The organism is Chryseobacterium sp. 7, from assembly GCF_003663845.1.
In the GTDB taxonomy this organism is placed as follows: domain Bacteria; phylum Bacteroidota; class Bacteroidia; order Flavobacteriales; family Weeksellaceae; genus Chryseobacterium.
Genome location: NZ_RCCA01000001.1, coordinates 97,188 through 108,837, shown reverse-complemented (window position 1 = coordinate 108,837; position 11,650 = coordinate 97,188). Strand labels below are relative to the sequence as shown.

11 protein-coding genes are annotated in these 11,650 nt (G+C 32.6%); all 11 read left to right on the top strand.

Translation table 11 applies throughout. The features are described 5' to 3' along the window. Nucleotide 1 precedes the first annotated feature (1 nt). The 11 genes from CLU97_RS00470 to CLU97_RS00420 all read left to right on the top strand — a co-directional run bounded on the left by CLU97_RS00470 (nucleotide 2) and on the right by CLU97_RS00420 (nucleotide 11,644). Entirely contained in the window at nucleotides 2–499 is a 498-nt protein-coding gene (locus CLU97_RS00470) for a hypothetical protein (RefSeq protein ID WP_121486231.1), read from the top strand. A gap of 45 nt (nucleotides 500–544) precedes the next feature. Further along, nucleotides 545–1,135, top strand: a complete 591-nt coding sequence (locus CLU97_RS00465; protein WP_121486230.1) for a hypothetical protein — start codon at nucleotides 545–547, stop codon at nucleotides 1,133–1,135. Nucleotides 1,136–1,166: 31 nt separating this feature from the next. Next, on the top strand, nucleotides 1,167–1,721 hold the full coding sequence (locus tag CLU97_RS00460) for a hypothetical protein (RefSeq protein WP_121486229.1): 555 nt from the start codon (nucleotides 1,167–1,169) through the stop codon (nucleotides 1,719–1,721). Between the two features lie 22 nt (nucleotides 1,722–1,743). After that, the gene (locus CLU97_RS00455; RefSeq protein ID WP_121486228.1) at nucleotides 1,744–2,301 is read left to right on the top strand and encodes a hypothetical protein; all 558 of its coding nucleotides are present in this window, start codon (nucleotides 1,744–1,746) and stop codon (nucleotides 2,299–2,301) included. Then, nucleotides 2,288–2,869: a hypothetical protein gene (locus CLU97_RS00450; RefSeq protein ID WP_121486227.1), complete on the top strand. Its 582-nt coding sequence runs from the start codon at nucleotides 2,288–2,290 to the stop codon at nucleotides 2,867–2,869. Before CLU97_RS00455 ends, CLU97_RS00450 begins: the two co-directional genes overlap by 14 nt. A 54-nt stretch (nucleotides 2,870–2,923) precedes the next feature. Beyond that, nucleotides 2,924–3,400: a hypothetical protein gene (locus CLU97_RS00445; RefSeq protein WP_147436391.1), complete on the top strand. Its 477-nt coding sequence runs from the start codon at nucleotides 2,924–2,926 to the stop codon at nucleotides 3,398–3,400. 11 nt (nucleotides 3,401–3,411) lie between these two features. Beyond that, nucleotides 3,412–3,786, top strand: a complete 375-nt coding sequence (locus CLU97_RS00440) for a hypothetical protein (RefSeq protein ID WP_147436389.1) — start codon at nucleotides 3,412–3,414, stop codon at nucleotides 3,784–3,786. 3,113 nt (nucleotides 3,787–6,899) lie between these two features. Continuing rightward, on the top strand, nucleotides 6,900–7,478 hold the full coding sequence (locus tag CLU97_RS00435) for a hypothetical protein (RefSeq protein WP_121486224.1): 579 nt from the start codon (nucleotides 6,900–6,902) through the stop codon (nucleotides 7,476–7,478). Between the two features lie 101 nt (nucleotides 7,479–7,579). After that, on the top strand, nucleotides 7,580–8,383 hold the full coding sequence (locus tag CLU97_RS00430; protein WP_228437424.1) for a WxL protein host-binding domain-containing protein: 804 nt from the start codon (nucleotides 7,580–7,582) through the stop codon (nucleotides 8,381–8,383). Next, entirely contained in the window at nucleotides 8,376–11,123 is a 2,748-nt protein-coding gene (locus CLU97_RS00425; RefSeq protein WP_121486222.1) for a hypothetical protein, read from the top strand. Before CLU97_RS00430 ends, CLU97_RS00425 begins: the two co-directional genes overlap by 8 nt. Next, entirely contained in the window at nucleotides 11,120–11,644 is a 525-nt protein-coding gene (locus tag CLU97_RS00420) for a hypothetical protein (protein WP_121486221.1), read from the top strand. Before CLU97_RS00425 ends, CLU97_RS00420 begins: the two co-directional genes overlap by 4 nt. The last annotated feature ends 6 nt before the right edge of the window (nucleotides 11,645–11,650 follow it).

The window sequence follows — 11,650 nt, the reverse complement described above, 5'->3', positions numbered from 1 at the left end:
TATGAAGTATCTAATTCTACTATTACTGTTTTTTTCACTGCTGTATAAGGGGCAGTTACCCTACATTGATCCACCGGGTTTAGTGGCAAGAATTTTTGAGAAGAATGCCACTGATGATTATGAAAAAGTAACCAAAAAAAGTTTGGATGAGCTGGGTCAAATTGAGGCTATCAATGAATTTGAAAATGCGGCTAGGACTTCCATTTCTAAAAAAGTCCTTATCAACTTTTCCAAGTACTCTAATGTTTGCAACCCCTATATTAATCCCATTAAAAAAAGAAAGTGCCGAAAGAAACTGGAATATATTAAAGCTGCGAACAGCATATTGGAAGCTGCGTTTATAGCAGGGATGGGGATAAAAATTAACCGTGGAAACAGAGAGAAGTTGGATGAAGGATTTCTGAGCACTTTAAATTTTCTGACTAAGGAATTGGATGAAATGAAATATGAGGCGGAACAAAGCAATCTATTCTACAAATTAGGTCTTATACCTAAGTAACGTAAATATTTATTGGTCTATAATAAGTTTTAACAATATAGTATTATGAGAGTATTACCCATTTTATTTTTTTTAACATTCCAGCTATTTTCGGCTCAGTTTGTACATGTTGCCATCCATTTGAATAATACAGATTCGGACACAAGGAAAAAGCTTTTAGAAATTGCTGGACATACCACTGCAAGAGCGATACAGCTAAAACTACAGAATGATTACCTGAAAGAAATGATTAAAAATGATGAAGAATTTTTAGAAAGAAATTATAAAAAGTCAGGTAAATTTGATAAACAAAATAGCTTTATTGCTAAATCTATAACTACTGGAGCTTTAGGGGTAGGATCAGTTATATTGAATCAGTTTAAAAAAATTCCTTATATAACTAATGTTAAGAATGATTATTTACAATCTTTAGCATTAGATAAATCAGTACTCCTTGCACTTCAGAATGTGGATGCTTCAAAAATAAAAGCATCTGAAAGACAAGAAATCTATAGGGTTCGTGATCTGCTGGTAAGGATATATTCTAAAAATGATAAAGAAGTTGTTGGAGTAATGACTTTGCCTGCTCTGGCACTTCTGATACAAAGCAATCCGGATCTCATTCAATTGATCAAGAACCTTGAAATTATATTCTAGTTTTTTTATTAACCTCTAAATTTATTCTATTATGTACAGGGTTTTGATAATACTGTTAGTATTTACTTCAATAAAAGCGTATTGTCAACCGTTTGCCAATAACCCTATTGGGCCTTTATCAGACGTTCCTTCGGTAACACTTTCAGGGGTGACTTTGGGACTTAATCTTGCGTTAAAAGGAAGAGAAGAAACGACAGAGAAAAGGACTCAAGATTTTTTGAAAGAGTATAGAAAGAGGATTCCATATTATGGCGGCGTTGTCTGGTTATCTACGGTAAATGATATTATCAATAATGTCAAAGATAGATCCAGTAAACTTAAGGATGATAATGAAAAGCTTTCTTTCTTATATTATTCAAAAAAGAAAGAGAACAGGGGGTATTTACTTTCAGCAGACAGTCAAATTAAGAATATGTCTTCCCATTTCTTAAATGGCGAAATTACTACCATTTTGGGAGAAAAGTTTAATCTGTATGAAGACCTGAGAACATCGCTGTCTGCAATTAACAGGAAACTGGATAGGGTAGAAGATAATATAAAAGAAAGTACGCTGAAGAGGAAATTAGTCCGGCAATTTACTAAATAGTTAATATCAATTTTTTAAAGTCATGAATATATTATATGTCAATTTCAGATCATTCGGTTTTAAGACCTTTTTCGTTGGAGCATCATTATTATTTATACGTCCTAAAGCTCAGCTTGTTACGATTAATATGACTTGGAATTGGTCAGCAAATGATCTTTTGTCAAAGGAAATGTACAAGGATATGGTCTCGGCACATCGAAAACTGGGAGGGTACGCCATAACAAAAACAGGTATTCTAGCAAGAACAAAAGATGTTTATATAGAGCCTAATAAGGAGCTTACCCATATATCATTTAAGTTAACCTTTAAAAAAAATGATATATTGAAATTTGTATCCAAAACAAGTTATGATTATATAGAGGATAAGTATCCGATTATAACAACTTCCCCACTTTCAAGTGGTAAATTTTCAAATGTTTTGATAAGAAGAAGATTCAAAACGAAATTTGATTCAGAGATAGAAAATATTAGCAATTATCTGAATACTGCCAACTATATTCCTGAAGGGGAAAGACTGCGCTTAATTCAGCAGGCACTAGATAAAGTAATAAGAGTAACACTGGAAGATGAAACATATTAAATCAATATCCACATTCCTGCTTTTTTTTAGCTTTAGTTTTTGTTATACACAGAGTTGGTCTTTTGATATTAATGATTATGCCGTCGCAGGAACGAAAACTGGAATTATTGGCGGGTTAGGAGCAGAAATTGCTCTAAAGGACAAACAAAATAAATTATTTGAAAAATTGATAAAGCTTGAAAAAGAGATTGATGACAAAAAGAGCATAACAAATGTAAATAGCCTTGTACTTGCATCTACTTCTCTTATTATGATTGCTGATACAAGAAAAGATATTGGAGTTGTAAAAAAGGTTATCAGTATCATAAAGTTAAATCCATTATTTCTGAAACATTCACTGTCAGAGAAATATGAAAACCTGGTAATTGAAAACAGATACTTAGATGAAGCTCAATCGGATTATTACAAATATTTGGGATCAGGACTTCTTTCTGGAGGCTTGGGACAGGTTTATACTGTTTTTGGAAAGCTGCTAGAAAGAATTTTGAAAATTAGAGCTACTGTTTTGGCTATAAAGAAAGATATTGAATCTTTATCAGTCGCCAATAAAGTCTTATTTAAAATATAAAAAATAGTAACATCTTTAAATTGAAGTTTATTGATGGTTAAAACTACAAGCTAAATGACAATAGATGAAATTTTAAATCAATACAGATCAATTCTTCAAACTAGGTTTGATCTCTTTATTAACGAGTCAAGACCCTATGTTCTTCTGATGGCTATAACATTTACCTTTGTTTTCGTTGGGTATAAAGTAATGAGAGCAATGTCTGATCCGGATGAAAAAATTGGGCGGGATACACTTTTAAGGCCTATTCTCACTCTTATGGCGATCACATTATATATTCCTTTGGTCAAATTATTATTATTTGATACGGTAGATATTTTATCTGCTGTAGTAAAACAGGGAGCTTATAGTGTGACAGGGCGTAACCCTGGTGATTTTGAAAAAGCCTTTCAAGCTGCGATAACCCATGTTCAGGGAACAGGAGCAGATGGAAATGGAGTGTATGATGTTCTGCAGATTAATCCCTTTTTAGAACTTTTTCATATCATTATTTATTTTGTCGCTTCTGTTGTTGGGGATATATATTATTGAGACAATTACTGATGATATTTGTTTATTATGTTCTAGGAATATTTGTTTTACCATTTTCCCTTATTGTATCTAATGAAAAAATTGTAAAGGCATGGTTCTTTGGCTTTCTGTCTATCCTGCTATGGGAACCTATATTAATCATTTTGAAAGTGATGATCATTCTTTTACCTGTTGGAACTACAGAATTTACTAATGTTCTCCTTTCTATTGCTTTTCAACTCGTAATGATATTTATGATATTAAAAGTTCCGCAGTTTGCGAATCTTTTGGTAGATTCTGAAGCTGGCAATAAATTTAGTATGAAGGCTGGTTCCGTATTAAGAGGTGTACCTGGAAAAGCTTTTAATGCCGGAAAAGCTTTCAATGCTGCATTAAAAGCTAAGTAAATATATTTCAATTATTATCATTTTAAAAGTATAATATTAAAATTTAGAAGATGGTGAAAAGAGCAAGTTTGCAGAAGTTCAGATTATTAATATTTTACCTAAGTTGAGTCAAGGAAAATCATCTTAAATAAATTTTGAAGTACAAAACTGGTTACAGTTTATAACCCGCATATTATGTAAATTATCTATAGCGTACAAAATAGAAATTAGAAACTGTTTGTTTTTTGTATAGCATATTAAACTCTACCAAAAAACTCTATTTTAGGATTTGATGGTGGTTTTCAAAAATATTTAACTTCTGTAATTTAAATATTTTTGATGTCAGATATATAAAATACTTAAATTAAATTTAAACAGATTTACATTTTCTCAATTTTGTTGAGAAAAAAAGCTATTGTGTACTCTCAATTTCTAATAAATAAGCAAAATTGTATGGAATACAAAACCCCAAAAACATTGGAAAAGGAACCTTTAATCTTTGGTTACCCCGTAATCTCCGGTATTATAATAGTTATATGTTTTATGTTGTTTCTTTTTATTGTATTTAAAGAAGTATTATTATCATTAATTTTTTAGTAATTCCTATTCTTTATTTATATATAAAAAAAAGTATCCTAGAAAAGGTGAATTTAAAGAATTTTTTTTGATTTCAAAATGGGAGTGCAGTGTATTAGATTTGATAGTAAATTAGAAAATTTAATTAATATAAATACAAAAGGTAACCGGTTTGGATCTCAGAAAAATTCTGAAGTATAAAGTATACATAGGAAGATTTTTTGAAAATTAAGATTAATTTTGAAGTACAGAATTAGATCGTGGAAATATATTCGTTATTTCAAGAAAAGACGGGAGCCGTTCCATATGTACTTAGATAATTTTAGTTAGAGTGAAAAATTTATTTTTCACTCTAATATTCTCTCTTTCTATTAAAGTAAATTTTTAGTGACTTTGGCAAATTCGAAAAGATTTCTTATCCACTAAAAGAATGAATTACGGCATACGAGATTTACAGATAGACGCATGTTTTGAGACTTCTCTTTAGAAAACTACCTATTTATATTTTTATATTCTGAATTTTAATATATAATTGAAAATTTCTCCTTATTATCCACAGGTCAGCTTACTAAATTAACTTTTTTATTATTAAATTAATAGTACAATTCAATAGTTTTGAAGTAGAGTTTTTATTGATTAGTCCATGTTAAGAATGTTAATTTGGGTTTATATTGTAATATTTTTATAATTTTGAGTATTTTTTTAGTGGAATGAGGTTTTTGAAATTATGTTATTTATAACATTTTATTCATGGGTTTGTGAAAAAGTGTACCATAATTTACAATTCCCAGAAGCCATTTTTCCACTAAAAATAAAAACTTATAGATTATCACAATCCCAATTAGGTGTTTATTTAGGATATATCCAATATAACGGTTTATAATATAATTATCCTTGCTATTTTAAGTTTCCCAATATCGTAAATACATTGAAACTTAAAAGTGCCATAGAATTATTATTAAATACGTATATTTCGTAGTCATTTATTTAATAGAGAATGATATGAAATTCGTCAATATTAATCCTTATTTTTGTATTGAGGTTTTGGAAGATGTTAATGAAGAAATGGTAAAAGATTGATTGAAAGAATTTATCCGTCTCTTTGGTTTGATATAATCACTCGACTTTTATTATTAGCAACTTTAGATAATCTTTATCTGGCACACGATGACTTTTTATGACTATACGGAATATGATATAAAAATTTTTGAAACAGGAGTTTATAAGGTCTGTCCGCCCTATTATAAAGAGTTCCAAGGATTAGGTATAAGATATCAGGTAATTGAATACGAATCCCGGTACGCTCCATCAAATCTCCTCTTATATATCAAAAAGTAGTATAGTACATGGTATAAAACCTTCTTGATTATTCATGTCTGCGTTTGAAATAGTTTTATCTCGATTTAGCAAAGAAAAAAGATATTACTTATTCTACGGCTCTTCATAGTCGAAATCATACATCTTTAAGAGATTACTTTGGGTATGTTTGTAAAAAGCCACTTCTCTTTTGGTCTATGTTGATGAAATAAGAGTAATTGAATATATCCACTCACATATGCTAGAACTTGATTCTATTCGTTCTCATGATATTTTCCTTTCATCCATTTTTTATACAAAATTAGGAATTACTCCTGAGTTTATTTTTGGCTTTCAGTTTAATTTTTGTTAAAGATGATATTCACTTTTTCAAAGTGATGTGTTAAGACTTAACATGTTTTTGAGGGGATATTCTCAAAAGCCTGTTGTTGTGATTTATAATATTCAAACCGAATATGAAGTTCGCATTCAAGGTAATATAGGGGCTTTCCTGCAATCATGGGTAATGATAATCTTAAATCGGCAGGTAAGAAAAGTAATAATTACGAACTAAAATTAATGTTAGTCTTCTGGATCTTGTACTTCACTATAAATATACTTTTATATATTATTATCCTACAAAAAAATAGTATTGGAAGATAATTATAATAGCTATTGAGTAAATAGTAGTTTTTTTTGGCCTTTAAAATTAGTTTATTCCATAGTCTGTTAATTAGTTTAATTAGATTTATAATCCCGCACCTTTTGCCAAATATAATCATATTTTAGATTTTTGTTATTTTATAGGTGTTTGTTTTTTTTTTTGACGAACACTGTTTGTGTTTAAAATTTAGCGTTTCGACATTTTTATTTCCGTAATGTTTTGATATCAATTATTTTTATAATACTAAATAATACATTTATTCAATGTTATAAAAATAGATGTTAAAATTTATACTTGATAATTCTACACAGAAAAATTAAATTTTGTTAGAATCTTAGTAAAACAAGATTAAATATCTTGATAATGGTTTTTTGTATCTGAGGGTTTCCTTGGGCTGTTTTTAAGTTGCCCTCAATTTAATGAAGGATATAATGGGGATGATGGTAAATTGAGGGCAATTTTAAAAATAAGAAGTACAATGTTTCTCAATAATAAATGTGTAGTTGGGGATTTTATGAATATTTCATTATATGAGTGGCTTTCGGTGAAAATAATCAATATATTATATAAGTAATAACAACAATTAATTATCAACATCATGAAAAAACTAAATTTAACTATTGCAATGTCTTTATTTGCGGTTGCTTTGTCCGTGAACCTGAGCGCGCAGGATACCAATACAGACAATCATACAGTCACTATTTCTATTCCCGAAGTTGCGTTGGTAGATATTGAGCCAGCTGCTACGAAAAATATTACACTTGGGTTCACAGCTCCTACAGAAGCAGGAAATCCTGTTACTCCAAGTGCTTCTAACACCACTTTGTGGCTAAATTATTCTTCTATTAAATCTGTTGCAGATCCTACACGTAATGTAAGTGTAAAAATGAACGCCATAGTTCCAGGAGTTGATCTTCGTGTAACTGCAGCTGCGGCTACAGGATCTGGAGGAGGTACATTGGGTACATCTGCAGGCCTGTTGACTTTAAGTGCTGCTGACCAGACTATTATTTCCGGTATAGGAAGTGCTTATACAGGAAATGGTGCCAATAACGGCCACAATCTTACCTATGCTCTTGCTGCCGGAAGCGGCCCCGGAGGAGTTGCAGCATATGCAGATTTACAGGCAACAGCCACTGTAGTAGCTACTGTTACTTATACGATATCAGACAATTAGAATTTAAATAAATTTCTAATTCGTATTTCAAAAGCAAGAAGAAATTGTTATTCAGTTTCTTCCTGGTTTTGTATTATTAATGATTTAACACCAAACTTTACATGATGACAAAGCGTATTCTTCTTTTGATCACCTTGATTTTGCAGTTCAGCTTTTTACATGCCGGCATTGTGATTCTCAACGGGCTTACGCATTCTTATAAAATAGAAAACGGGAAAGTTTACAAGGGAAAAGTTTCCATTGAAAACACGAGCAGCAACCCTCAAAGTGTAAAACTATTCTTACAGGATTTTGCTTACCATGCAGATGGAACCATTAATTATACAGCATTACGCACCAATAAACGTTCTAACGGAGAATGGATAAAGCTCAACACCAATCTGGTTACCCTTAAAGGCAAGGAAAAGACAGAAGTGCTTTATGAAATTACCGTTCCTAATCAGGTTGTAGATCCCGGAAGCTATTGGAGTGTCATCATTGTAGAACCGGTAGAGGATATAAAACCCAGCGATAATAAACCGGGAGTGAGTATCACTTCTGTAATACGATATGCCATTCAGGTGATTACAGATTTTGAAGCAGAAAAAGCCAAACCGGACCTTAAGTTTGAAAGTGTAAAAGTAGAAAAGCAGGAAGGTAAACAAACAGCAAAGATAGCCATTGCCAATAACGGTAATCTTTATTGTAAACCCACAACAACCATTGAAATCTATAACCGTAAAACAGGGGAGAAAGTAGGAGCCTATTCAAGCTTAACGATGGGTCTGTTGCCAGATACCTCCAAAACGTTTTACATAGACATCAGCAAAATACCACCGGACAAATACAGAGCCACCATAATAGCTACGGATGAAGAAGAGAATGCATTTGCAATCAACGTTGAATTAGAAGTAAAAAATGATTAGAACTTGGACTTTATTTATTATCATATTATTATTCCCGGCATTTATTTTTTCTCAACAGCAATCTACCCGATTGGTCAGTAAAAAAGATAGTTTAATGCCGGGAATGTCTACTTCTATTCCTTTTACATTAGAAAATAATTCGGCAGAAAGCAAAATGTATGACATTTTAGTTGCCACATCCAGTACTTCTATTACCCCTATTTTAGCAAAGGGAGAATTTCAGCTTGCTCCGCATGAGACTTCCGCTTATCTGGTTCCTTTGCGTATTGCTGCGGAAACCGCTCAGGGCAATTATTCTGTAACATTGAATATTACCGATCGCAGCAACGGAATATCCTTCACAAAAACATCCAAAATAACCGTTTCAGGAAACAGAAGCCTTTCTGTCACAGCTCTTGATTCGCCAGAATTTGTAAGGGCTGGAGAAACGATCAGGGCTAGCTTTCTTTTAAAAAATAATGGCAATATAACGGAAGACATTTTTTTGGAAAGTAAAAATGCAGTTCTTGATGGTGATTTTTCGGTAGTATTAGAACCCAATGAGTCAAAAATAATCACAATCCACAAAATAACAAATCCTGAACTGAGCCAAAATGAATTTCAGAACCTAAATCTTTCTGTGTACTCAAAAGGTGGCAGTAAAGAAAATCAAAGTGTTTATGTAAGCACCCAGGTTATCTCTGTAAAACCTTCAGAAAATGACATTTACCACAGGCTTCCTGTTGCCGTTTCGCTCTCTTTCATAGGAATGAAGAATATGGGCGTTTACAATGACGGTTTTCAGGGAGAAATTTATGGTAAAGGAACCCTTGATAAAGACAATAAAAACCAGATTGAATTCCGGGCAGTTACACACAATCCCGTAGAATTAAACACATTCACCCAATATGAAGAATATTTTTTAAACTATAAACGTGATGATTTTTTCATTCATCTGGGTGATAAAACCTACTCTTCATCTTACTTAACGGAATTTGCAAGATACGGCCGCGGCGCAGAAATCCGGTATGATTTTAATAAAGTAAGTGTGGGCGGGTTCTATAATCATCCGAGATTTTTTCGGGATATAAAGGATGAGTTTAATTTTTATTCCACTTTTAAAATCAGGAAACAATCAGAAATTTCTGTAGGATATCTTTATAAAACGCCAAGAAAAGGAGAAGTCAGATATAGTGATGTAAGACTGGATTCTGATGCCCATCTTCCATACGCTAAGGGAAAATTCAAAATATCCGGAAACATCAATCTTTCCGGGGAAGTTGCATACAGTACAACTAAACAGACTGATGGGACAGCTTATATGTTGCAGGCCGATGCTACTTTTGAAAAATTCAACGGAAGTTTAATGTATGTAAAAGCAAGCCCTGAATTTGCCGGATATTTCACAAATACCAATACTTTTAACGGAAATGTCTATTACAAGATTTCTAAAAAGCTTGGGGCTTTTGTCAACTATACCCAGGATGTAAAAAATTTTCAGAGAGACACACTGTTTTTAGCTGCGCCTTACAGACAGTATTTCCAGTATGGATTGCAGTATAAATACCTGTCCAACGGCTCTATTATCCTTAATAATGGTTATCAAAAATATCAGGACCGTCTGGAACCCAAACAGTTTGATTATTATGAGCGTTTTTTCAAAGTGAGTATTGATCAGAAGATCGGTATGTTTCAGGTAAACTTAGAAGGACAGTTTGGTAAGACAGACAATTATCTGATTGGATTTAGTGGTAATTCAAGCTTCTATTCTGCCAATCTTTCATTTGAAAAATTCAGAACATCTTTTAATGTATTCGGTAGTTATGCCATCAGCTCAAGATACCAGCTGCTGAATCAGAAACAGCTTTATTATGGGGCAAGAATTTACAGCAGGTTTTCTGATAAAACTTCTTTAAGTATTTTTTATCAGAACAATTATATGCCTGAAGAATATTTTAAAGACAGGAATTTGTTTGAACTTCTCTTTCACCAACAGCTATTTCCTGGAAATGAACTGGATCTTTCCGGAAGATATTCATTACAAAGAGGAGAAATTGGAGATAAAGATTTTATATTTTCCATGCGGTATACCTGGCGTCCCAACGTTCCAGTACAGAAAACAGCAGAATATATTTCTTTATCAGGAAACATTAGCAATCTTGGGATAAAAAAGACTGAAGGAATAAGATTAATGCTGGGCAGCTATCTTTCAGTAACCGATAAAGAGGGTAATTATGTATTCAAAAATGTGATCCCGGGAAATTATTTTCTGGAAATAGACCGTTCAACAACAGACATTAATGATATTTCTACGTTAACTTTTCCCGCAGCACTTTCTCTTAGCAATAAAGAAAATATTTTTAATTTCGGATTAACTACTGCGGCTAATGTCAAAGGACATATCCAATTTCTGGAAACAGAAAATAAAAATCAGACAGAACTTCCTGAGCCCCTAGCACAAAAAAAGAAAAAGGAAAGTATTATTATAGAAGCGGCAAGCAAGGATCAAACCTATCGAAAAATCTGTTTTATAGGAGAGGATTTTGATTTCACTTACCTCAGGCCGGGAGACTGGACTGTAAAAGTTTATCGTAATGGTCTTGATAAACGCTACAAGGTTTCCAACGATAAATTTCAGTTTACGCTACAGTCTTCGGAAACAAAAAAAATAAGTATCAGTGTTGTTAAGCAGCAGATAGAAATAAAATACCAGCAGGAATCCTTAAAAGTGGGATATAATGAAATAAAAAAGAAAAAATGATTTTGATCCGTTCCATATTGTTATTAGCATCTTTTCTTCTGTCTGGATTATTTTACTCCCAGACCAATGTAACGATGACACTGCCTGTTGTGACTTTAATGGATATTGAGCCTACAGGAAGCTTTGCCCTTAATTTTACCGCTCCTACTGAAGCCGGAAATGCTATTGGTAACCCTACACCTAATACCTCTAAATGGATCAATTATACTTCTGCTATTGCTCCCGGCGGTCTTACCAGAAGAATTACAGCGTCTGTGAATAAAGTCATCGCAGGAGTTAATATAAGAGTACAAGCCGCAGCAGCTACCGGAGCTGGAGGAGGAACATTGGGAACTTCCGCTGGGGTCATTACCTTATCTACTACTGCCACTACTATTATCAGTGGAATTGGAGGTGCCTATACAGGAAATGGTTCAAGTAACGGCCATCTGCTTACTGTTTCATTAACGACCAATACATATGCTAATTTAATTGCACAGGCTAATACGGCTGTCGTCATTACCTACACCATCACAGAATAAAATTGA

Bases quoted from the DNA above. Each gene is read 5' to 3' on its own strand.
- CLU97_RS00440 (WP_147436389.1), top strand. From the start codon at position 3,412: ATGATATTTGTTTATTATGTTCTAGGAATATTTGTTTTACCATTTTCC.
- CLU97_RS00445 (WP_147436391.1), top strand. From the start codon at position 2,924: ATGACAATAGATGAAATTTTAAATCAATACAGATCAATTCTTCAAACT.
- CLU97_RS00435 (WP_121486224.1), top strand. From the start codon at position 6,900: ATGAAAAAACTAAATTTAACTATTGCAATGTCTTTATTTGCGGTTGCT.
- CLU97_RS00430 (WP_228437424.1), top strand. From the start codon at position 7,580: ATGATGACAAAGCGTATTCTTCTTTTGATCACCTTGATTTTGCAGTTC.
- CLU97_RS00465 (WP_121486230.1), top strand. From the start codon at position 545: ATGAGAGTATTACCCATTTTATTTTTTTTAACATTCCAGCTATTTTCG.
- CLU97_RS00450 (WP_121486227.1), top strand. From the start codon at position 2,288: ATGAAACATATTAAATCAATATCCACATTCCTGCTTTTTTTTAGCTTT.
- CLU97_RS00420 (WP_121486221.1), top strand. From the start codon at position 11,120: ATGATTTTGATCCGTTCCATATTGTTATTAGCATCTTTTCTTCTGTCT.
- CLU97_RS00455 (WP_121486228.1), top strand. From the start codon at position 1,744: ATGAATATATTATATGTCAATTTCAGATCATTCGGTTTTAAGACCTTT.
- CLU97_RS00470 (WP_121486231.1), top strand. From the start codon at position 2: ATGAAGTATCTAATTCTACTATTACTGTTTTTTTCACTGCTGTATAAG.
- CLU97_RS00425 (WP_121486222.1), top strand. From the start codon at position 8,376: ATGATTAGAACTTGGACTTTATTTATTATCATATTATTATTCCCGGCA.
- CLU97_RS00460 (WP_121486229.1), top strand. From the start codon at position 1,167: ATGTACAGGGTTTTGATAATACTGTTAGTATTTACTTCAATAAAAGCG.